The 22,965-nt window shown below is 73.4% G+C and carries 14 protein-coding genes; 13 read left to right on the top strand and 1 reads right to left on the bottom strand.

Annotated features, from left to right (window positions below; translation table 11 throughout):
* Positions 1-67 precede the first annotated feature (67 nt).
* From AB0I21_RS19390 to AB0I21_RS19350, 9 genes are all read left to right on the top strand, one after another.
* The gene (locus AB0I21_RS19390; RefSeq protein WP_360562825.1) at positions 68-5,548 is read left to right on the top strand and encodes an amino acid adenylation domain-containing protein; all 5,481 of its coding nucleotides are present in this window, start codon (positions 68-70) and stop codon (positions 5,546-5,548) included.
* On the top strand, positions 5,545-7,176 hold the full coding sequence (locus AB0I21_RS19385; RefSeq protein WP_360562823.1) for an AMP-binding protein: 1,632 nt from the start codon (positions 5,545-5,547) through the stop codon (positions 7,174-7,176). Before AB0I21_RS19390 ends, AB0I21_RS19385 begins: the two co-directional genes overlap by 4 nt.
* Positions 7,173-10,196 carry an amino acid adenylation domain-containing protein gene (locus tag AB0I21_RS19380; RefSeq protein ID WP_360562821.1) on the top strand — a complete coding sequence of 1,008 codons (3,024 nt, stop codon included), beginning with the start codon at positions 7,173-7,175 and terminating at the stop codon, positions 10,194-10,196. The genes AB0I21_RS19385 and AB0I21_RS19380 overlap by 4 nt, the downstream gene beginning before the upstream one ends.
* Complete coding sequence (locus tag AB0I21_RS19375; protein WP_360562819.1) at positions 10,193-10,381, top strand: MbtH family NRPS accessory protein; 189 nt, start codon at positions 10,193-10,195, stop codon at positions 10,379-10,381. The genes AB0I21_RS19380 and AB0I21_RS19375 overlap by 4 nt, the downstream gene beginning before the upstream one ends.
* The gene (locus tag AB0I21_RS19370; RefSeq protein WP_360562817.1) at positions 10,378-10,767 is read left to right on the top strand and encodes a hypothetical protein; all 390 of its coding nucleotides are present in this window, start codon (positions 10,378-10,380) and stop codon (positions 10,765-10,767) included. Before AB0I21_RS19375 ends, AB0I21_RS19370 begins: the two co-directional genes overlap by 4 nt.
* On the top strand, positions 10,760-12,121 hold the full coding sequence (locus tag AB0I21_RS19365; RefSeq protein ID WP_360562815.1) for a condensation domain-containing protein: 1,362 nt from the start codon (positions 10,760-10,762) through the stop codon (positions 12,119-12,121). The genes AB0I21_RS19370 and AB0I21_RS19365 overlap by 8 nt, the downstream gene beginning before the upstream one ends.
* Positions 12,118-14,049 carry a N,N-dimethylformamidase beta subunit family domain-containing protein gene (locus tag AB0I21_RS19360; RefSeq protein ID WP_360562813.1) on the top strand — a complete coding sequence of 644 codons (1,932 nt, stop codon included), beginning with the start codon at positions 12,118-12,120 and terminating at the stop codon, positions 14,047-14,049. Before AB0I21_RS19365 ends, AB0I21_RS19360 begins: the two co-directional genes overlap by 4 nt.
* 660 nt (positions 14,050-14,709) lie before the next feature.
* Positions 14,710-14,961, top strand: coding sequence for a hypothetical protein (locus AB0I21_RS19355; RefSeq protein ID WP_360562811.1), 252 nt, complete (start codon positions 14,710-14,712; stop codon positions 14,959-14,961).
* Between the two features lie 450 nt (positions 14,962-15,411).
* Positions 15,412-16,974 carry a PucR family transcriptional regulator gene (locus tag AB0I21_RS19350; RefSeq protein WP_360562809.1) on the top strand — a complete coding sequence of 521 codons (1,563 nt, stop codon included), beginning with the start codon at positions 15,412-15,414 and terminating at the stop codon, positions 16,972-16,974.
* A 1-nt stretch (position 16,975) separates the two neighbouring features.
* On the opposite strand, the gene AB0I21_RS19345 is transcribed toward AB0I21_RS19350, so the two are convergent.
* Entirely contained in the window at positions 16,976-17,980 is a 1,005-nt protein-coding gene (locus tag AB0I21_RS19345) for a hypothetical protein (protein WP_344502899.1), read from the bottom strand.
* A 53-nt stretch (positions 17,981-18,033) separates the two neighbouring features.
* Between AB0I21_RS19345 and AB0I21_RS19340 the strand changes: the two genes are divergently transcribed.
* From AB0I21_RS19340 to ngcE, 4 genes are all read left to right on the top strand, one after another.
* A complete protein-coding gene (locus AB0I21_RS19340; protein ID WP_360562807.1) occupies positions 18,034-19,302 on the top strand; it encodes an aspartate aminotransferase family protein in 1,269 nt (422 codons plus the stop codon).
* A 353-nt stretch (positions 19,303-19,655) separates the two neighbouring features.
* Positions 19,656-20,669: a MurR/RpiR family transcriptional regulator gene (locus AB0I21_RS19335; protein ID WP_360562805.1), complete on the top strand. Its 1,014-nt coding sequence runs from the start codon at positions 19,656-19,658 to the stop codon at positions 20,667-20,669.
* A gap of 76 nt (positions 20,670-20,745) precedes the next feature.
* The gene (locus AB0I21_RS19330) at positions 20,746-21,498 is read left to right on the top strand and encodes an SIS domain-containing protein (RefSeq protein WP_360562804.1); all 753 of its coding nucleotides are present in this window, start codon (positions 20,746-20,748) and stop codon (positions 21,496-21,498) included.
* Positions 21,499-21,519: 21 nt separating this feature from the next.
* Positions 21,520-22,965 carry an N-acetylglucosamine/diacetylchitobiose ABC transporter substrate-binding protein gene (ngcE, locus tag AB0I21_RS19325; protein WP_360562802.1) on the top strand — a complete coding sequence of 482 codons (1,446 nt, stop codon included), beginning with the start codon at positions 21,520-21,522 and terminating at the stop codon, positions 22,963-22,965.

Below are 22,965 nucleotides of genomic sequence, written 5' to 3'. Positions count from 1 at the left end.
AAGGGATGGGCATCATGGGCACAGCCGTCAGGTCAGGCCGACGCCGGAGCGCAGCGGAGGTGGCGGCATGACCGTGGAGGATCTGTCCGCCACGAAGCGGGCACTGCTCACCGCACGACTGCGCAGACGCCCGGCCGAGACCGGGCCCACCATCCCGGCCCGGCCCGAAGGCACCGTCCCGCCCCTGTCGTTCGCCCAGGAACGACTCTGGTTCATGGAGCAGTTCGCGCCCGGGACCGCCGCGTATCACATCCCGGTCGCCCGCCGGCTGCGCGGCGCCCTCGACGAGGCCGCGCTCGCCCGCTCGCTCGACGACGTCGTCGCCCGGCACGAGTCGCTGCGCACCCGCTACCCCGTCACCGACGACGGCCGGCCCGTCCTGGAGCTCGCCGAACCGGGGCCGGTCACGCTCACGGTCGTCGACGCCGCCGGCGAGGACGCCGCCGCCAGGATCGTCGACGAGGCCGTCGGCCGGCTCTTCGACCTCGTCCACGGCCCGCTGCTGCACGCGCTGCTGGTCCGCCTGGCCGCCGACGACCACGTGCTGCTGCTCGTCACCCACCACAGCATCAGCGACGGCTGGTCCAGCGAGGTGCTCGTCGGCGAGGTCCTCGCCGGCTACGACGCCCACGCCGCCGGCGTCCCGTCACCCGTGCCGCCGCTGCCCGTCCAGTACGGCGACTTCGCCGCCTGGCAGCGCGGGCGGCTCACCGGCGACGCGCTCGCCCGCGAGGTGGACTACTGGCGCACCGAGCTCGCCGGCGTCGAACCCCTCGCGCTGCCCACCGACCGGCCACGCCCGAAGCAGCAGACGTTCGAGGGCGCCGGGTACGGCTTCGACATCGACCGGGAGCTGCTCGACGGGCTCACCCGCCTCGCCAAGACCCACGGCGCCACCGTCTACATGGTGCTGCTCGCCGCCTTCCAGGTCGTGCTGTCCCGGCACAGCGGCCAGCGGGACTTCGCCGTCGGCTCACCCATCGCCGGGCGGCCCGAGCCGGAGCTCGAACGGCTCATCGGCATGTTCGTCAACGTCCTCGCGATGCGGGCCCGCCTCGACGGCGACCCCACGTTCGACGAGCTGATCGAGCGCACCCGCGAGACGTGCCTGTCCGCGTACGCGCACCAGGAGCTGCCCTTCGCGCAGCTGGTCTCCGAGCTCAACGTGCCCCGCGACGTGAGCCGCTCACCGGTGTTCCAGGCCGTCCTCGCGGTGCAGAACTACGCCGCCGCCAACCTCGCCGGGGGCACCGGCCCGCTCGACGTCACCCCGTTCGGCCTGCGCGCCACCGGCACCCGCTTCGACCTCGAACTGTTCGTCATGGAGGACCAGAGCGGGCTGCGCGGGGCGTTCAACTACAACGTCGACCTGTTCGACGAGGCCACCGTCGCCCGCCTCGGCCGGCACCTGGACAAGCTGCTGCGCGCCGTCGTCGCCCGGCCCGGTGCGCCGGTGTCCACCGTGGACCTGCTGGAGGCGGACGAGCGCGACCAGGTGCTGCACCGCTGGAACGACACCGCCGCCGACTTCCCGGACGGCGCGACCCTGCCCGGGCTCATCGCCGCGCAGGCCGCCCGGACCCCCGACGCCGTCGCCGTGCAGTTCCAGGACCGGCGCCTCACCTACCGCGAGCTGGAGGCCGCCGCCGACCGGGTCGCCCGCCGGCTGCGCGTCGAGGGCGCCGGCCCCGGCGGGCTCGTCGCGGTCAGCGCCGAACGCTCCACCGACCTCGTCGTCGGCCTCCTCGGCGTGCTCAAGGCCGGCGCCGCCTACGTGCCGCTGGACCCCGACTATCCGGCGGACCGGCTCGCGTTCATGCTCGCCGACGCCGACGCGCCGGTGCTGCTGACCCAGTCCCGGCAGCCCGTGCCGGACACGACCGCGACCGTCATCTTCCTCGACGACCCGTCGGCGTTCGCCCGGAAGCTCCCGCCCGTGCCGGACGCGCCCGAGGCCGGCGACGTCGCGTACATGATCTACACGTCGGGGTCGACGGGGAAGCCGAAGGGTGTGCCGAACACGCACCGCGGCATCGTCAACCGCCTCGACTGGATGCAGCGCACCTACCGGCTCGACGGCACCGACGTCGTGCTCCAGAAGACCCCGGCGAGCTTCGACGTGTCGGTGTGGGAGTTCTTCTGGCCGCTCATCACCGGCGCTCGGCTCGTCCTCGCCAAGCCCGGCGGGCACAAGGACGCCGCCTACCTGCGCGACCTGATCGTGCGGGAAGGCGTCACCACCACCCACTTCGTGCCGTCGATGCTCGCCATGTTCCTCGCCGAGGACGGCGTCGCCGCCTGCACCGGCCTCCGCCGGGTCGTCTGCAGCGGCGAGGAGCTTCCGCTCGACGCCGTCCGCGCCTTCGCCGCCGCGCTGCCCGGCACCGAACTGTGGAACCTGTACGGCCCGACCGAGGCCGCCGTCGACGTGTCCGCCTTCCGGTGCTCCGGCGACCTGGACACGGTCCCGATCGGCGCGCCGATCCAGAACATCCGCCTCTACGTCCTCGACCCCGCCGGCCAGCCGGTGCCGCCCGGCGTCCCCGGCGAGCTGCACATCGGCGGCGTCGGCCTGGCGCTGGGCTACCACGACCGGCCCGGGCTCACCGCCACCCGGTTCGTCCCCGACCCGTTCGGGCCGCCCGGCGGCCGGCTGTACCGCACCGGCGACCTCACCCGCTGGCGCACCGACGGCACCATCGAGTTCCTCGGCCGCATCGACCACCAGGTGAAGCTCCGCGGGCTGCGGATCGAGCTCGGCGAGATCGAGGCCGCCCTGCGCGCCCAGCCGGGCGTCACCGAGGCCGCCGTCACCGTCCGCGAGGACCGGCCCGGCGACAAGCGGCTCGTCGCCTACCTCACCGGGGTCGCCGAGCCGGACGCGCCGGCGCTGAAGTCGGCGCTGAAGGCGAGCCTGCCCGACTACATGGTGCCCAGCGCGTACGTCGGTCTCGACCAGCTCCCGCTCGGCCCCAGCGGCAAGCTCGACCGCCGCGCCCTCCCGGCACCCGTCGCGGCCGCGAGCGGCGCCGAGTCGGCCCCGCCGACCACCCCGGCGGAGCTGGTCTTCGCCGCCATCTGGGCCGACGTCCTCGGCCTGCCGTCCGTCGGCGTCGACGACGACTTCTTCGACCTCGGCGGGCACTCGCTGCTCGCCACCCAGGTCGTCGCCCGCGCCCGCAAGCAGCTGGACGGCATCGGGCAGCCGGTCAGCGTCATGGACGTGTTCACCCTCAAGACGATCCGCGAGCTGGCCGCGTTCGCGTCCATGTCCGAGGACGACCGCGGGCCGCGGCGGCTGCTGCACAAACTCACCAAGGCCTCGTCCACGCCGGACCTGTCGCTGGTCTGCGTCCCGTACGGCGGCGGCAGCGCCGTCGTCTACCAGCCCCTCGCCGACGCGCTGCCGGCCGGGCACGCCCTCTGGTCCGTCGCGATCCCCGGGCACGACGTCGGCCTCACCGAGGAGCGCCTGCCCTTCGAGGAGCTCGCCGACCGCGTCGCCGCCGAGATCCAGGAGCGCGTCAGCGGCCCGATCGCCCTGTACGGCCACTGCGGCGTCGGCAGCGCCCTCATCGTCGCCGTCGCCCGCCGCCTCGAGAACGCCGGCCGGGACCTCGAAGCGGTCTACATCGGCGCCCAGTTCCCGTTCGCCCGCCCGCGCAGCCGCGTGCTGAGCGCCCTGAGCCGGTTCGCGGCCCTCGAACCGCTGCTCGGCAACCGGGTCTACGAGAACTGGCTCACGTCGATGGGCGCCGACGTCGCCGACCTCGACGACACCCAGAAGCAGTTCATCATCGGCAACATGCGCCGCGACTCCGTCGCCGCAGAGGAGTACTTCACCGCCACCCTCGACGGCGGCGGTGGCCATGCGGCAGCCCGCCTCCGCGCGCCGATCGTGTCCGTCATGGGCACCCGCGACCCCGCCGCCGACTTCTACCAGGAGCGGTACAAGGAGTGGCTGCTCGTCTCCGACCGGGTCGCGCTCGTGCTCCTCGACGAGGCCGGGCACTTCTTCCTCAAGTACCGGGCGAAGGAGCTCGCGCAGATCGTCGCCCGCACCCACGGCGGCACCGTCGAAGGGCTGCCCACGACGGCGGGGGAGACGTCGTGGTGGCTGCACGGCACCGGCGCCGCCGCTCCCGCCCCGGCCGACCCGGCGGACGCGAAGCCGGTGGCGCAGCCCGGGATGGCGCGGTTCCTCATCGTCGCGCTCAGCCAGCTCGTCTCCATCACCGGCTCCGCGCTCACCGAGTTCGCCCTGCCGATCTGGATCTACCTGGAGACCGGGTCCGTCGCCCGGTACGCCCTCTACGCCGTCATCGGCATGCTCCCCGGCATCCTCGCCGGGCCCGTCGCCGGCGCGATCGTCGACCGGTTCGACCGGCGCAAGGTGATGCTCGCCGGTGACATCGCCGCCGGCGCCACCCAGGCCGCGCTGCTCGCCCTGCTCGTCGCCGGCGCGCTCGTCCCGTGGCACATCTACCCGCTGCTCGCCGCCCTGTCGATCGCGCTGACGTTCCAGCGGCTCGCGTACGCCTCCGCGGTCCCGCAGCTCGTGCCGAAGCAGTACCTCGGCCACGCCAACGGCATCGTCCAGCTCGCCGGCGGCGTCAGCGCCTTCGTCGTGCCGCTCATCGCCGTCGGGCTCATGGCCGGCATCGGCCTGCGCGGCATCCTCGTCATCGACGTGCTCAGCTACACCGTCGCGATCACCGTCCTGGCCGTCGTGAAGTTCCCGCGGACCCTGCCGTGGCGGCGCCGCGAGACGCTCCTCGCGGAGATCAGGCACGGCTTCGCCTACTCGTGGCACCACCGCGGCTTCCGGGCCATGCTGCTGTGGTTCGCCGGGCTGAACATCTTCCTCGCCCCCCTGTTCCTGCTCATGACCCCGCTCGTGCTGTCCTTCGCCGACCTCGGCACCGCCGCGCGGGTCGCCATGTGCGGCGGCGCCGGCGTCATCGTCGGCGGCATCGCCATGGGCTTCTGGGGCGGCCCCCGCCGGCAGCGGCTGCGCGGCATGCTCGGCCTCGCCGCCCTCCTCGCCGCCGCCGCCGTCCTCGGCGGCACCCACGCGAGCGTGTGGGTCGTCGGCGCCTGCGCCTTCGGCCTCTCCGCGGCGCTGTCGCTCGTCAACGGCGTCTACACCACGATCGTGCAGGTGAAGGTGCCGCAGCGGTACCACGGCCGGGTCTTCGCCCTGAACACCATGGTCGCCTGGTCGACGCTGCCGATCGGCCACGGCATCGTCGCGCCCCTCGGCACGAAGCTCTTCGAGCCGCTCCTCGCCCCCGGCGGCGCGCTCGCCGGGACCGTCGGCGCGGTCATCGGCACCGGGCCCGGCCGGGGGATCGCCCTCATGTACGTCGTGTTCGGGCTCGCGATGGCCGCGATGGTCGCCGCCGGGCTGCGGATTCCGGTGCTGCGCCGCTTCGACGCCGACGTGCCCGACGCCCTGCCCGACGACCTCGTCGGCATCCAGGAGCTGCGCCGCCGCACCCCGGTGCCCGCTGCCGAGGAAACCCGGCAGCTGGAGCCGGCCCGATGACCACCACCCCGGCCGCCGTCCCGGCCGCCGCCGCGAGCCCGGCCGCCGCGCCGGCCGTGCCCGCGCAGCGGACGGGTGGGCGGGCGCCGGCGGTGCCGGCCACGCTGGTGGAGCTGCTCGCGCACCGGGCCACCACCGAGCCGGACCGGGTCGCGCTCGTCGCCGGGGACGAGCGGGTCACGTTCGGCGAGTGGCACGCCCGCGCCGGGGCGGTCGCCGCCGGGCTCCGCGACCGCGGCCTCGCGCCCGGCGACCGGGTCGCGCTGCACTACGGCACCGGCGGCTGGCACGAGTACGCCGTCGCGTTCACCGGCGTCCTGCGCGCCGGGCTCGTCGCCGTGCCGATGTCGGACCGGCTCGCCCCCGCCGAGGTCCGCCACGTGCTCACCCACAGCGGCGCGTCCGCCGTGCTGCACGCCGCCGGCCGCTCCTCTCCCGACGGCGTCCGGGCCGCGACCCTTTCCGACCTCGGCGGCGGGACCTTCGACGGGCCGCCGCCCTCGCCGCGGGACCTGGCGCAGATCCTCTACACATCGGGCACCACGGGCGTGCCGAAGGGCGTCGGCGCCAACCACGCCAACCTCGCCCACGGCTGCACCCTCGACCCGCGCCGCCGCCCCCTCGCGCACTCCGCGCACTTCCTGCACGCGTTCCCCGTCGGCAGCAACGCCGGCCAGACGATGCTCGTCAACGCGCTCAACGCCCGCGCCGCCGCCCTCACCGCCGGCACCTTCACCCCCGGCCGCTTCGCGAAGCTCGTCGAGCGCCACGCCGTCGGCACCGTGTTCCTCGTCCCCGCCATGGCGATCGAGCTGCTGCACGCCGGCGTGCACAAGACACACGACCTGTCCACGGTGCGGCTCATCGGCTCCACCGCCGCCGCCCTGCCACCGGCGGTCGCCCTGGAGCTCACCGCCGCGTTCCCGGGCGCGACGATCGTGAACTACTACACCTCGACCGAGGCCGCCCCGGCGCAGACGTCGATGGTGTTCGACCCCGAACGACCCGCCGCGCTCGGCCGCCCGACCGTCGCCGCCGACCTGATGATCGCCGGGCCGGACCGGCGGCCGCTGCCGGTGGGGGAGGCCGGCGACGTGTGGCTGCGCTCGCCGGTCGCCGCCCGCTCGTACTACGGCGACGGCGAGGCCACGGCGGAGGTCTTCCACGGCCGGTGGGTCCGGATGGGCGACGTCGGCCGGCTCGACGACGAGGGCTACCTGTACCTCGTCGACCGCGACCGCGACGTCATCAAGTCCGGCGCGCACAAGGTGTCGACGCTGCAGATCGAGCACGCCCTGCACGAGCACCCCCTGGTCCGGGAGGCCGCCGCGTTCGGCGTGCCGCACCCGGTCCTCGGCGCCGCCGTCGCCGCCGCGGTCGTCACCGACGGCCCGCTCACCGCGCCGCAGCTGCGCACTTTCCTGCTCGAACGGCTCGCCGGGCACGAGATCCCCGGCCGCGTGCTGTTCCTGGACCGGCTGCCCCGCAACGACAACGGCAAGATCCTCAAGCGCTCGCTCCGCGAGCTCCTCGAGCCTTCCGCTTCTCCCGCTTCTCCCGCTTCTCCCTCTCTTTCTTCTCCTCCCTCTCCTTCCGAGCTTCCCGACGACGACAGGGCGGGCCGATGACCACCGTGACCACCGTGACCGCCCCAGCCGTGTTGACGCCCGCCCAGCACGGCGTGTGGGTCACCGAGCAGACCCTGGCCGCCGGGCCCGCCTACCACCTCGCGGTGACGATCCGGTTCACCGGCGCCCTCGACGTCGACCGGCTCGGCGCCGCCGTCGCCGCGGTCGTGGCCCGCCACCCCGTGCTCGCCGGCGCCGTCGACGAGGACCTCGTCGCGCTGGCGCCGGACGGCGCCGAGGTCACCCTCGTCGTCCGGTCCGGCCACGAGGCGGACGTGGCGGACCTCGTCGCGGCGCCCTTCGACCTGCGCCGCGGGCCCCTCGCGCGGTTCACGCTGCTGCGCACCGCGCCCGGCGAGCACCTGCTGTGCGTGGTCGCGCACCACCTCGTCTTCGACGGCACCTCCAAGCAGGTCCTCGTCGCCGACCTCGCCACCGCGTACAACGGCGGCACCCTGCCCACCGCGGACCCGCCGGCGGACTCGTCCATCGTGGACACCGCCGCCGCGGCCACGTTCTGGGCCACGCGGTGGCAGGAGCCGCTCCCGCCGCAGCTGCCCGGCCTCCGGCACCCCGCGCCCGGCGCCGGGGCCGTCGCGGTCCCGTTCACCGTCGGCACGGCCGCCCTCGCCGAGACCGCCGCCACTCTCGGGATCACCCACTTCGAGCTGCTCCTCGCCGCCTGGCACGCGCTGCTGCGCCGATACGGCAACGGCACCGTTACCACCGCCCTCGAACTGTCCACCGCGGACCGGGCGGTGCCGCGGATCGGCCTGCACGTCAACGAGCTGCCCGTCAGCACCACGCCGGACCCCGCGCAGCCGTTCGCCGCGTTCGCCCGGGCGCTGCGGACCCAGCTGCGGGAGCTGTACCCGCACCGCGCCGTCCCGCTCAGCCACGCCGTCCGGCTCACCCCACGCGCGGCGCTCGCCCCGCTGACGGTCAGCTACCGGCGGCGGGCCGAACCGCCCACCTTCGACGGCGTCGACACCACCGTCGACTGGCTGGTGTTCCCCGGCGCCGTGCGCGGCACCGCCAACCTGCAGCTCGTCGAGGGCCCCACGATCGTGGAGGGCAGCCTGCACCTCGTCGCGGGGTCGTTCGCCGCCGAACAGGTCGCGGAGGAGTTCCAGGCGCTGCTCGCGGCCGCCGTCGCCGCCCCCGACACCCCTGTCGCCGACCTGGCCCTGCCGTCCACGGTGGACGTGTCGACGGTCGGCCCCGCGCCGCGGGACACCGTGGTGGACAGGTTCCTCGCCCGGGCCGCCGCCGACCCCGCCGCCGAGGCCGTCGTGTGCGGGGACCGGCGGATCGGCTACGGGCGGCTCGCCGCCGCCGCCGGCGACCTCGCGGACCGCCTGCGGCGGCAGGGGATCGGGCCCGGGTCCCTCGTCGGGATCGCCCTGCCACGCACCGCGGAGCTGCTCGTCGCGGTCCTCGGCGTCCTGGAGACCGGCGCTGCGTACCTGCCGCTCGACCCGGACTACCCGGCGGAGCGGATCGCGTTCATCCGCGACGACGCCGGCGCCGCCCTCGTCCTGACCCAGACCGACGTGACCCTGTGCGGCGACTCCCCGCCCGTCCCCGCGGCGGCCGACGTGACACTGTCCGGTGCCACCCCGCCGCCCGTCCCCGCCGCGGACGGCGTGGCATTGTCCGGAGGCGGCACCCCGCCCGCCGTTCCGGCCGCGGACGACGTCGCCTACGTCATCTACACCTCGGGGTCGACGGGGAAGCCCAAGGGCGTCGCCGTCCCGCACGGCGCGCTCACCAACCTCGTCGACTCGATGCGCGACCACCTCGGCTCCGGCGCCGGCGACACCTGGCTCGGCCTCACGTCGCTGTCGTTCGACATCTCCACCGTCGAGCTGCTGCTGCCCCTGACCGTCGGCGCCCGGATCGTCCTCGTGCCGCCGGACCGGCACCGCGACGCCGCCACCCAGCTGCGGCTCGTCGAACGCCACGGCGTCACCCACGTGCAGGCCACCCCGTCCGGCTGGCGGTTGCTGCTCGAGGCCGGGCTGACCCGCGGCGACCTGGTCGCCGTCACCGGCGGCGAGGCCCTGCCGGCGGACCTCGCGGACCAGCTCGCCCCGCTCGTGCGGCGGCTCGTCAACGCGTACGGGCCGACCGAGACCACCGTGTGGTCCGCCCTCGCCGACATCGCGCCCGGCGCCCCCGTCACCATCGGCGGGCCCGTCGCCAACACCACCCTCCACGTGCTCGACGACGCGCTGCGGCCCGTCCCCGACGGCATCGCCGGGGAGCTGTGGATCGGCGGGGTCGGCGTCGCTCACGGGTACCGCGGCCGGGGCGGCCTGACCGCGGACCGGTTCCGTCCCGACCCGTTCGGCGCGCCCGGCGCCCGCATCTACGGCACCGGCGACCGGGTCCGGCGCGCCGCTTCCGGACTGGAGTTCCTCGGCCGGGTCGACAACCAGGTGAAGCTGCGCGGCCACCGGATCGAGCCCGGCGAGATCGAGGCCCGGCTCGCCACCCACCCCACGGTCGCGCAGGCCGCGGTGGTCCTCGCCGACCCGCACGGCCCGCGCGCCCGCCTCGTCGCCTACGTCGTGCCCGCCGGCGGCACCGTGGACCCGGCGGCGCTGCGCGAGCACGTGGCGCAGGCCCTGCCCGGTTACATGGTGCCGTCGGCCGTCGTCGAGCTGCCGGCCTTCCCGCTGACCCCGAACGGCAAGCTCGACCGGGCCGCCCTGCCCGCGCCCGCGGATCCTCCCGCTGCCGGTCCGGCCGTCGCTGCCGTGGCCGGGGGCTCCGCCGGTACCGGCGACGACACCACCGCCATAGTCACCGCCATCTGGCAGGAGGTGCTGCGCATCGACGACATCGGGCCCGACGAGGACCTGTTCGACCTCGGCGGGCACTCCCTCACCATCACCCAGATCGCGGTCCGCATCCGCAAGCGTCTCGGCGTCGACGTGCCGCTCGACGTCTTCTTCGACACCCCAACGATCGACGGCGTCGTCGCCGCGATCGCCGACCTGCGGGAGGCCAGATGACCGACTTCGCCGTCGTCGTCAACGACGAGGAGCAGCACTCGCTGTGGAACGCCGCCGAGGAGCCGCCGGCCGGCTGGCGGCGCACCGGGTTCACCGGCACCAGGGACGAGTGCGTCGCCCACATCGACGAGGTGTGGACCGACATCCGCCCGCTGAGCCTGCGGCAGCGGCTGGCCGCCCGATGAGCGCGCCTCCGGTCGACGCGGCGCTCCGCGACCGGGTCGCGACGATGGTCAGCACCGCCACCGACGGCGAGGTCACCACCGAGGAGATCCTCACCGGCGGCGGCTCCCTCGCCGCGCTCGGCGTCGGCTCCCTCGCCGTGCTGCGGCTCGTCGACGCCCTCGACGACGAGCTCGGCGTCCAGCTCGACCTGGACACGCCCGGCACGCACCTCGACGACTTCGACGACCTCGTGCGCACCGTGCAGGAGCGGGCGGTCGCCGACGACCTCGTGCGCACCGTGCAGGAGCGGGCGGTCGCCGACGACCTCGGGCGCACCACGCAGCGGCCGGCGGTCGCCGACGACCTCGGGGGCACGATGCAGGAGCGGGCGGTGCGCGATGACTGAGCCGCTCACGCTGCACCGGCTGCCGTTCGCGGGCGGACGATCGGGCACTGGCCCGCTGGCGTGGGGGCAGCGGGCCATCTGGAACGCGATCGGTCGCACGGTGCCCAACGACCACTACTTCAACCTGGACCGGATCGTCGACCTCGGCCCGCGGACCGTGCCGGTCGACGCCGCCCTCGGCGCCCTGGCCGCGCTCGTCGCCCGCCACGAGGCGCTGCGCACCCGGCTCGGCTCCACCGGCGGCACACCGGAGCAGGTGCTCGCCGCGGCCGGCGTCCTCGACGTGTCCATGGTGGACGGTGGCGACGACCCGGCCGCCGCCGCGGCCCGCGCCCGGGACACCCTCGCCGGCACCGCCTTCGCCTACCACGCCGAGTGGCCGGTGCGGGCCGCGCTCGTCACCCGCGGCAGCGCCGTCAGCCACCTGGTCCTGGTGCTGTGCCACCTCGCCACCGACGGCCACGGCGCCGAGGTCCTCGCCCGCGAGCTGCGGCTGCTCGCGCTGCGCGGCGACCGCGGCCTGCGCGCCCCCGAGACCAACCCCCTCGACCTGGCCGAGGAGCAGCAGTCGCCGGAGGGGCACCGCCGCGGCGCCGCCGCCCTGTCGTACTGGGCCGAACAGTTCACCCGCATCCCCGCCACCATGTTCCCCACCACGGCGGCGCCGCCGCAGGCGCCCCGCTACTGGACCGGGCGGATCGTCTCCACCGCGCTGCCCGGCGCCGTCGACGCGCTCGCGGCGCAGCACGGCGTCAGCGGCTCCACCGTGCTGCTCACCGCCGCCGGGGCGCTCGCCGCTGCCGCCGGCGGGCACCCGACGACCGCCGTCATGCCGATCGTCGGCAACCGGTTCACCACCGGGCACCGCGACCTCGTCAGCACGCTGTCGCAGGACGGCCTGTTCGTCCTCGACGTCGACCGGCCCACGTTCGGCGCGCTGCTGCGCCCCGGCTGGCAGGCGGCCCTGCGCGGGTACCGCGCCGCCGCCTACGACCCCGCCGGGTGGGACGCGATGCTCGCCGACGCCGAAGCCGCCCGGGGCGAGCCGGTCCACCCGTACTGCTGCTTCAACGACATGCGGCTCATCGACGGCCGGCCCCTGAGAACGGCGACCGACCTGAGAGCCCTGCAGCGCGACACCCGATTCGACTTCCCCGCCACCCAGGAACGCGTCGCGTGCCGCTACTGCCTGCACGTCACGCTCGACGGGCAGGCGCTCGTCGTCACGCTCACGGCCGACACCGCGTACCTGCCGCCGGCCGCGATCGAGGCGCACCTGCGGGCGATCGAGGAGCTGCTGGTCCGCGCCGCCGGCTCGGACGTGCCGATGTCCACGCTGACGGGGCTGCTGTGACCGTCGCCGACGGGGCCGCGGTCACCGTCTCGGCGTACGCGCGGGCCACCTCGGTCGTGGCCGGGGCCGCGCTGACGTTCGTGACGACCGGCGCCGCGACCGTCGTCGTCACCGACGCCGTCACCGGGCTCGTCATGTGCCGGGACACAGTGGACGGTCCGACGTGGACACTGCGGGTTCCCGTGTCGTGGCCGTCGTCGCTGTACCGCGCGACGTTCGCCGCTCCGGGTGCCCTGCCACGGATCAACGCCGCCGGCGACGACGAGGCCTGGTTCGTGGTCCGGTCGTCTTCGTCTCCATCGTCGTCTTCCTCGTCCTCGTCTTCTTCTTCGGCTGCTTCGAAGGCGCCGATCCTGGTGTCGGTGCCGTTCTCGACGTGGCAGGCGTACAACCGCGCGGGCGTGCCGGGCGAAGGTCTCTACTACGCGGAGGAGCCGACCCGCGCGGCCGCCGTCAGCTTCGACCGGCCGGGCGGCGGGCCACCGCCGGAGCGCTGGGAGGAGCCGCTGCTGCGCTGGCTGCGGGTCGCGCGGTACGAGGTCGACTACTGCTCCAACCTGGACCTGCACCTCGACCCGGCGATCCTCGACGGCCACCGCACCCTCGTCGTCTGCGCCCACGACGAGTACTGGACCTGGGAGCAGCGCGACGCCGTCGAGGCCTTCGTCCGCCGTGGCGGCAACCTCGCGGTCTTCGGCGCCAACACCGCCTGGTGGCAGATGCGCCTGGAGGACGGGGGCCGCACCATGGTCTGCCACCGCGACGCCACCACCGACCCCATGTCCACAGTGGACCCCGGCCGGGTCACCGTCGAGTGGTCCAGCGCCCCGGTCAACCGCCCCGAGAACGCGATGACCGGCGTCAGCTTCCGCCGCGGCGCCGGCGCCTGGGGCGACGGCATGGCCGTCATCGGCCGGGAGGCGTTCACCGCCAGGTTCGCCGACCACTGGGTCTTCGACGGCACTGGCCTCAGCGACGGCGACAAGTTCGGCCAGGGCACCCTCGGCTACGAGACCGACGCCGCCGACATCGCCGACGTCGGCGGGGTGCCCCGCGCCACCGGCCGCGACGGGACCCCGCCGTCGTTCGTCGTGCTCGCCACCGCCGACCTGCGCCACTGGCGCCGCTACGGCCAGGGCGGCGCGGCCACGATGGGCGTCTTCGACCTCGGCGCCGGCACGGTCTTCACGGCCGCCACCGTCAACTGGGGCAAGGGCCTCACCGACCCCGTCGTCGACCGCATCACCCGCAACGTCCTGGACCGCTTCACCGCGACGTCCCCGGCCGGCTGGACCGTCATCGGCCCCCCGGCCGAGCTGCACGCCCTCACCGCCTGCGGCGGCGTCCTCTACGCCGTCAACGCCGACGGCGCCCTCCTCGCCCGCGAGGCCTGCGGCCAGAACCTCCCCTGGCACCGTATCGGCGACGCCCCCGACGTCCTGTGCCTGGCCTCCCCCCGCGAGGCCGCCGGCGGGATGCGCCAGGGCCTGTGGGCCCTCACCACCACGGGCCGGCTGATCTACCGCGACCCGGCCTTCGACGCCACGACGTGGACCGACGTGGCCGACGCACCCCCGGGCGCCCGCGGCCTCGCCCTGTGCGACGCCGGCCTCTTCGCCGCCGCCCGCGGCGACACCCTCTGGCACCTGCCTGCCCTGGAACTGGAGACCGGCGCCTGGCGCCAGATCGGCACCGCGGGCGGCAGCGTCGCCCTGACCACCCTCGGCGGCCGCCTGTACGCCATCACCGGCGCCGACCGGATCGCCGCCCGCCCGCCGGTACCCCGCCCGCACGCCTTCACCGACATGTGCGACGCCGGCGCCGCCCGCACCCTGACCGCCCACGCCGGCCGCCTCCTCACCGCAGGCCCCGGCACCCCCCTCCGCCACCGCCTCCCGGTTATGCTGACCAGCACGCAATCGCGTTGAGTCGGCAATCGATGACAACGCGTGTCCACGATTTGGTCGGCAGTGTTACGGTCTCGTAGAACGGAACGCCCGAGCACCGACCCACCTCCGTGCCCGACCCGAGTGGACCCCTGAACGCCAGCTGACCAGACACCGCCGCCCTCCACCGCCGCTCCCGCACACGCGTACCCGCCGAGCACCGGTCTCGGCCCGCAGCGGCTCCCGCCCGCAATGGGTTCGACGGGGACCGCGTCGTGGCTCGCAGTGGGCGCGACGGGACAGCCAGGGGCTCAATGGCCCTGAGGGCAGGCGGCGGGGATCGGCGGGTCTGCCGGGACAGCCGGACGTGCCCGGGGCGGCAAGGGCTGTCGGCGGATCCGGCGACGGGACGGCCGGGGCCGCGGCGGTCCGAGAGCGCGGCGGTCCGAGGCCGCGGCGGTCCGAGGCCGCGGCGGTCCGAGGGCGGGCCTGACGGGTGCGGCGGGCCTGACGGGTGCGGCGGGCCTGACGGGTGCGGCGGGCCTGACGGTACGTGGCGGGTTCGAGGGTGCGGCGGGCTCGCGCGGGGGCGGCGGGCTCGGCCTGCGACGCGGTGAGCGGCAGGGGCTGCTTCTGGCGAACTGGGAAGCCCGCTTTCGGTAGCCGGGGCGTACCGGGCACGCCGCCGGCAAAGGCTGGCTCGTGACGGTCGTTGAGGCTGGGCAGGGCTGTGGGCGACCGGGCGGACGGGGTGGCGGGCTCGCGCAGGGCTCGGGCTCGATGTTTGCGGGGCTCGATGAGGCCGCGGCGGGTCTGACGGGTGCGGTGGGCCTGACGGGTGCGGCGAGCCTGACGGGTGCGGCGGGCCTGACGGGTGCGACGGGCCTGACGGGTGCGACGGGCCTGACGGTACGTGGCGGGTTCGAGGGTGCGGCGGGCACGATGACGGCGTAGGTGGCTCGCGCAGGGGTCGATCAGGGCGGGGCCTCGACGGGGCACAGCGGGGCTCGCGCAGGGGTCACGGTGTCCGCGGGCTCGATGATGGCAGAGCTCGGCGAAGGCGCGGCGGGTTCGACGGGGCAGGGCTCGACGACTCGCGCAGGGGCGATGAGGGCGGGCGCTCGACGAGGGCGCAGTGGGCCTCGCGCGGGGATCTTGGGCCCGCGGACTCGACGAGGGTGGAGGCTCGACGAACGCGCGGCGGGCACGGGCAGGGCCGGCGGGGGGCAGGGCTTGACGATGGCAGGGGGGCTCGTGTGGGGGGGCGACGGAGGCCGGGGGACGGACGAGGGCACGCGGCGGGCCGGGGCGGGGGATGGGGGCGACGGCTCGGCGAGGGCGTGGGCGAGGGCGTGGCGGCGGGAGCGGTCGGGGGTGTGGTGGGAAGTTGTAGCATCCGCGCTGATGTTCCCGTCCGTGCGTGAGGTGCTCGAGCTCGACCCGGTCCGTAACGGTGCGCCGCGGGTCGTGGCGGGGGAGCGTGGGCTGGATCAGGCGGTGCGGTGGGTGCACAGCTCCGAGGTGCCTGACATCGCGACGCTGCTGCGGGGTGGGGAGCTGATCCTCATCACCGGGATCGGGTTGCCGCCTGATGATGCGGGGTTGCGGCGGTTCGTGGCCGAGATCGCCGACGTCGGGGCGTGCGGGCTGGCGGTGGAGATGGGGCGGCGGTTCGAGCAGCGGCTGCCGGCGGTGATGGTGCGGACCGCCGAGGAGCTCGGGTTGCCGCTGGTCGAGCTGCACCGGGGGACGCCGTTCGTGCTGATCACGCAGGCGGTGCACGGGATGATCGTGGATGCGCAGCTGGCCGAGTTGCGGGCGACCGCCGAGATCCACCAGCGGTTCACGGACCTGTCGGTGGAGGGGGCGGCGCCGGCGGAGGTGGTGGCGCAGACCGCGGCGCTCGCGGGGGCTCCCGTCGTGCTGGAGAACCTGTCGCGGCAGGTCCTCGCCTACGACGCGGCGGGCGGGTCCGCGGAGCTGCTCCTGGCGAACTGGGAGGCGCACTCGCGGGCGGTGCAGCCGGCGGGGCGCACCGGGCACGACGCCGGCAAGGGCTGGCTCGTGACGGTCGTCGGGGCGCGCGGGCAGGACTGGGGGCGGCTGCTGATCCGGCTGCCGGTGGCCCGGGACCGTGACGTGACGCTGATCGAGCGGGCCGCGGCGACGCTGGCGCTGGCGCGGCTCACCAAGAGAGACGAGCAGCAGGACGCGCTGGAGCGGCAGGCGCAGTCGGCGCTGCTCGTGGCGCTCGTGGGCCACACCGCCCCGGTGGCGGACGTGATCGTGCGGGCGAAGGCGCTGGGCGTACACCTGGAGCGACGGCAGCTCGTCGGGGTGGTGCTGCGTGGGTGCTCCGCCGGGGTGGCGGCGCGGGCGTTGCGGGACGCGTCGCTGGCCGGGCTCGCCGGGGCGCTCGACGGCGATCTCGTCGGGGTGCTGCTGGCGTTGCGGGCCGCCGAGGACGAGCCGGACGCGCTGCGGCGGCTCGCGGTGCGGGTGCGTGAGCTCGCCGGCGGCGCGGTGGTGGTCGCGGCGGGGGAGGGGGTCGCGACGCCCAGGGAGGCGCGCCGGTCGCTGCTGGAGGCGAGCCAGGTCGCGGTGTCGGTCCGGCGGCCGGTGGCCGGCCCGGGGGACGTCGTCCGCCTCGCCGACGTGGGCCTGCCGGGGCTGCTGCACATGCTGCGCGACGAGCCGCGGCTGCAGACGTTCGTGGAGCGGGAGCTCGGGCCGCTGCTCGCGCACGACGCCAGGAACCCGCGCGAGCAACTGTTGGGTGTGCTCCGGGTGTACCTGGAGTGCGGGCGCAACAAGTCGGCGGCGGCGGAGCACAGCCACCTGTCACGGCCCGCGTTCTACGAACGGCTGGCCCGCATCCGCAGGATCACCGGCGCTGACCTCGACGACGTGCAGGCGTGCCTGTCGCTGCACGTCGCGCTGCTGGCCCTGGACGCGCAGCGGGACTAGCTCACTGCATCGACAGGTGTACGTGGTTGTAGTGGTCTCCGGCGGGGGTGCCGTCGCCGCCGTACGATTTCCAGCCGCTGCTGGGCTGCCAGATCCGTTTGTACCAGATGACGTACTTGACGCCGAGGTTCTTCGCGTTGGCGACGCACCACGCGGCGAGCCGGTTGCCGTAGGCGAGGTCGTCGCCGGTCGCCCGGGCGTTGACGAACGTGCTCTTGTTGGCGGAGAAGTCGCACGCCTTGCCGAGCGGGTGGTCGCCGCCGCCACCGCTGCGGTAGCACGACGTGTAGTGCGTGAACCCGGCCAGCCTCGCCTCGTTGTAGGCGTTGAGCATCCGCGGGGAGATGCAGTTGCCGGTCGTCGGGTCCTTGAGGCTGCAGGTCTCCTTCGGATACGAACCGTCGGAGTTGCGCGCGACCGGCTTGGTGGTGACCGTGCCGCCCGTCGGGGCGCCGGTGGTCGCTCCGCCGCCGCCCGCCTTCTTCAGCGCGTCCTCGGCGGCCTTCTTGTTCGCCTCCATGACCTTCAGCTGGGCCTGCTGGTTGGCGACCGCCGCGGCGATGTCCGCCTTCTGCTGCTCCAGCTTCTTGCGGGTCTCGGCCAGTTCGTGCAGGGCCTTGTCGTCGCGGGAGATCATGTACTCGATCGTGGACATGTCGTGCAGCAGCTGGTCGGGGTTGTCGCTGCCGACCAGCACGTTGAACAGGCTGACGCGGCGGCCACGGTACGCGGCGCTGGCGACCGACCCGGCCGACACCTCCAGCTCGGCGAGGCGGGCCTGGGTCTTGCCCAGTTCGGCCTCGATCGCCGCCTGGTCGGCGGTCGACTTGTCCAGGCGGCCCTTGGCGTCGTTGTACTCGCCGAGCGCCTTGTCGAGGGCCTGACGGACAGTGAGGTTGCTGCCACCGTCCTCGCCGGGCTCGGCGGCCGCGGGGTCGGCGAACACGATCACCAGCATGCATGTGGTGACCAGGAACGTGAGGATCCGTCGCGGCGCCGTCAACATCGCCGGACAGCATATCGAAGCAGCGTGAAAACGCCAGCGCGAGAATGTGCGGTATGGATGACCTACTCCGCCGGCACCGGGGCGTCATGCCCTCGTGGATGCCGATCTACTACGCCGAGCCGATCGAGCTCGTCACCGGTAAGGGCGCAAGAGTCACTGACAGTAACGGTCGGAGCTATCTCGACTTCTTCGGCGGGGTGCTCACCAACTCCCTCGGCTACGACGTGCCGGAGGTCCGCGAGGCGGTCGAGCGGCAGCTGCGGACCGGCATCGCGCACACGTCGACGCTGTACCTGATCCGCCAGCAGGTCGAGCTCGCCGAGAAGATCGCGCGGCTGTCGGGCATCCCCGACGCCCGGGTGTTCTTCACCAACTCCGGCACCGAGGCCAACGAGGCCGCCCTGCAGCTGGCCACCAACCGGCGGCAGAGCAACACGATTCTGGCCGTGCGCAACAGCTACCACGGCCGGACCGCGGCGACGATCGGCGTGACCGGCAACCGGGCCTGGTCCGCGTCGCCGCTCAGCCCGTTCAACGTCAGCTACCTGCACTCCGGCGACCGGCTGCGGGGCGTGCTGAAGGGCCTCTCCGACGAGGACTACCTACGGGCCGCAGCCGAAGACCTGCGCGAGGTCCTCGCCACGACCACGGCCGGTCCGGTGGCGTGCCTGATCGCCGAGCCGATCCAGGGCGTCGGCGGCTTCACCAGCGGCCCCGACGGCCTGCTGCGGGTCTGGAAGGAGATCCTCGACGAGCACGGCATCCTGCTCGTCTCCGACGAGGTGCAGACCGGCTGGGGGCGCACCGGCGAGCACTTCTGGGGCTACCAGGCGCACGGCGTCACGCCGGACCTGCTGACCTTCGCCAAGGGCATCGGCAACGGCTTCGCCCTCGCCGGCGTGGTCGGCAGCGCCGCGGTGATGGAGTCGGTGCAGGGCATCTCGTTCTCCACGTTCGGCGGCAACCCGATCTCCACCGCCGCCGGCAACGCGGTGCTGGACTACATCCTCGACCACGACCTGCAGGCCAACGCCGCGCGCGTCGGCGGCATCCTGCTCGACGGGCTGCGGGCGGTGTCCTCGCCGGCCGTCGTCGAGGTCCGCGGCAAGGGGCTGATGCTCGGCGTGGAGCTCGTCGACGTCGCCACGACCAACGCGGTGTTCGAGGCGTGCAAGCGCGAAGGGCTGCTGGTCGGCAAGGGCGGCCTGTACGGCACGACGATCCGGATGGGCCCGCCGCTGAACCTGAGCGAGCAGGAAGCCCGTGAAGGGCTGGAAATTTTGACCAAGGTACTGACGGCACATGGGAGCGCTTCCGGCTGAGCGCGCTCACAAGCGGTGCAAAGGGCCGAACGGAACCGAAAGGGTCTGTTCGGCCCTTCTTCATGAAAACCACCGATCACCGCGGCATCCCCGCTTGTAACAAAACGGGCTATATCTGCGGCTCACCCTGACGATCACCCGGTCGCGTCTGGTCTTCTTGGTCGGGTCGGCCGGCGTTCGGCGGCCGGGGTGCCGCCACGTGTCGAACGGCTCTGAGCTGCGCTTTTAGCTGTCTTTAAGATCCACTTCTTAGGTAACAGTTTGAAAACTTCACCCAACTCCTTGACAAGAAGGGCCCCTCAGTAAGAACTTTTACCACTAACAGTTAAGGAACTTTGCTGAAAGGGAACGACATGGCATCTCGCGAGGAGCTCACGACGGCGGTGCACACCGCTGTCAGTGCCTCGCCGGTGTCGTCGATCCCGGCGGGCGCGCTGTCCGGCCAATTTTCTGGCGCCGATGGCTTCCCGGCCATCGTCACCGGCGACAGCGTCCTGGCGAAGGTCCGGGCGCAGCTGCCCGAGCTCACCGGTGCCCTGCAGCGGGTCGCCGAGCTGATCCTCGCCGACCCCGCCGCCGCGGCCCGCTCGACGATCGTCGAGCTCGCCGAGCGCAGCGGCACCTCACCGGCGACCGTGACCCGCTTCTGCCGGGCACTGGGCTTCGTCGGGTACGCCGAGCTGCGCCTCGCCATCGCCGGTGAGACCGGCCGCGCGTCGCGTACCGGCGGCTGGACGATGGACATCGGCCGCGAGATCCAGCCGACCGACCCCCTCGAGCGTGTCCTCGGCCAGATCATGGCGGCCGACACGCAGGCGATGCACGACACCGCCTCGCTGCTGGACCTCACCGAGGTCGAGCGCGCCGCGGAGGCCATCGCCCGGGCCGACCGGGTCGACATCTACGGCGCCAGCGGCAGTGCCCTCGTCGGTGGCGAGATGCAGTTCTGCCTGCACCGCATCGGCATCGCCGCGTGGGCGTGGACCGATGTGCACAACGGCCTGGCCAGCGCGGCGCTGCTGAAGTCCGGCGACGTGGCGCTGGGCGTCTCGCACAGCGGCCAGACCCGCGAGACCATCGAGATGATCGCCGAGGCGAGCAGCCGGGGCGCGACCACGATCGCGCTGACCAGCTTCCCGCGCTCGCCGCTCGCCGAGGTCGCCGACATCGTCATGCTGACCGCGACGCAGGCGACGACCTTCCGGCCCGATGCCCTTTCCGCCCGGCACCCCCAGCTGGTGGTGCTGGACCTGCTGTACATCGCGGTGGCGCAGCGCACGCACGAACGCGCGCACGCGGCCTTCAGTGTCACCGCGCAGGCGGTCGCCGGTCACCGGTCGGCCAGTGGAAAAGAGGCATCCGCATGAGTGAGCGAAGCGAGCGAATCATGTTGCAGGCCGCCATTGAGCCTCATGGCGCCGGTGAGCGAAGCGAGGCGGCGGCATGAGCGTCACTGCCCATGGCTATGTCTCCGCGATCCAGACGGTCATCGACCGGATCGCCACCACCCAGGTCGGCAACGTCAGCCAGGCGGCCGACCACATCGTCACCGCGCTGCGCGCCGGTGGCCTCCTCCAGGCGTTCGGCACCGGGCACTCCGAGGCGGTGGCGGTGGACTTCGCCGGCCGCGCCGGCGGGCTCGTGCCGACGAACAAGATCCTCCTGCGGGACCTCGTCGTCTACGGCGGCCAGGACCCGCAGATCCTCGAGGACGAGAAGCTGGAACGCGATCCCCGGATCGCCGCCCAGCTGTACGAGATCGCCGCGCCGCGTCCCGAGGACGTGTTCGTGATGGCCTCACAGTCCGGGATCAACGGGGGGATCGTCGAGATGGCGCTGCTGATCAAGCAGCGTGGACACAAGTTGATCGCAATCACGTCGGTCGAGCACACCGAGCGGGTGTCCCCCAGGCACCCCTCGGGCAAGCGACTCGCCGATATCGCCGACGTCGTGCTGGACAACGGCGCGCCGTACGGTGACGCACTGCTGTCGCTGGAAAGCGGCGGCGCGGTCTGCCCGGTCTCTTCGGTCACCAACGCGCTCATGGCGCAGCTGGTGGTCGCCGAGGTCGTGCGACGCATCGAGGCTGCGGGCGAGGTGGCTCCCGTCTACCTGTCCGCAAACGTCCCCGGCGGGGACGAGCACAACCACACCCTCGAGTCGCGGTACGCCGGACGTGTCCGGCGCACCGCCTGACCCGAACCGAGGAGACAGATCATGTCCGTTACCCCCGAGTCCCCGTCGACGCCGAACGCGCTCTCGCGGCGGACTGTCCTGCAGCGCGCCGCCGTTGCCGGCCTCGTCGCCACGCCCGCGGCGGGCTTCCTCGCCGCGTGCGCCGACAGCGGCAGCGACGACGAGCCGGGCACCAGCAACACCGGTGCCGTCAGCGCGACCAACCCGCTGGGTGCCCCCGAGGACCAGCCGATCAACGTCGTCATCTTCAACGGTGGCTACGGCGACAAGTACGCGACCGACGTGCACGAGCCGATGTACAAGAAGGCTCACCCGAAGTCCGAGGTCAAGCACCAGTCCAGCCAGGCGATCTCCACCCTGGTGCAGCCCCTCATCGCCGGTGGCAACGCGCCGGAGTTCGTGAACAACTCCGGTGAGAAGTCGCTGGACTTCGGCGCGCTCGTCGCCGACGGCCAGCTGCAGGACCTGACCGCGCTGTTCGACGCGCCGTCGGTCGACGACCCGACCAAGAAGGTCCGCGACACCCTGGTCCCCGGCACGGTGGACACGGGCTCGTTCAACGGCAAGCCGTACGTCCTGTACTACGTCTCGACCGTGTTCGGCATCTGGTACTCCGGCAAGCTCTTCGCCGACAACGGCTGGGCCGCGCCGAAGACGTGGGCCGAGTTCACCGCGCTGTGCGACAAGATCAAGGCCAAGGGCATCGCCCCCTACGCCTACGCCGGTGCCAACGCCGCGTACTACCAGTGGAACATCATCCTCACCAGCGCCGCGAAGATCGGTGGCGCGGACGTCCTCAAGAACATCGACAACCTCGAGGACGGTGCCTGGAAGACCGACGCGGTCAAGCAGGCCGCCGAGGCGTGGGCCGAGATCGGCGCCAAGTACAACCTGCAGGGTGCCGAGGGTCTCAAGCACACCGACGTCCAGCTCAAGCAGAACCAGTACCAGCTGGCGATGTACCCGTCGGGTGACTGGCTCGAGAACGAGCAGAAGAAGGACACACCCGAGGGCTTCAAGTACCAGATGATGACCACCCCGAGCATCACCGGCTCGGACAAGCTCAAGTCGACGGCGCTGCGCGCGACCGCCGGTGAGGGCTACATGGTCCTGGCGAAGAGCAAGAACCCCAAGGGCGGCATGGAGTACATGCGCCAGATGCTGTCGAAGGCCGGCGGCAAGGGCTTCACCGAGGTCGTCAAGGCGCCTACGGTGGTCCTGGGCAGCACCGACGGCCTGACCTTCACCCCGGGCACCCAGTCGTCGCAGGACGCGCTGAAGGCCGCCGGCTCCGAGGTCTTCAACCTGTTCTTCGACGGCTGGTACAAGGACCTCGACAAGGAGGCCCGTACCGCCACCAACGAGCTGATGTTCGGTCGCATCAAGGCCGACCAGTTCGTCGAGCGTATCCAGAAGAAGGCCGACGAGATCAAGAAGGACTCGTCGATCACCAAGTTCAAGCGCTGA

It is taken from the genome of Dactylosporangium sp. NPDC050588 (assembly GCF_040654975.1).
In the GTDB taxonomy this organism is placed as follows: domain Bacteria; phylum Actinomycetota; class Actinomycetes; order Mycobacteriales; family Micromonosporaceae; genus Dactylosporangium; species Dactylosporangium maewongense.
This window is presented reverse-complemented; position numbering and strand designations above follow the sequence as displayed.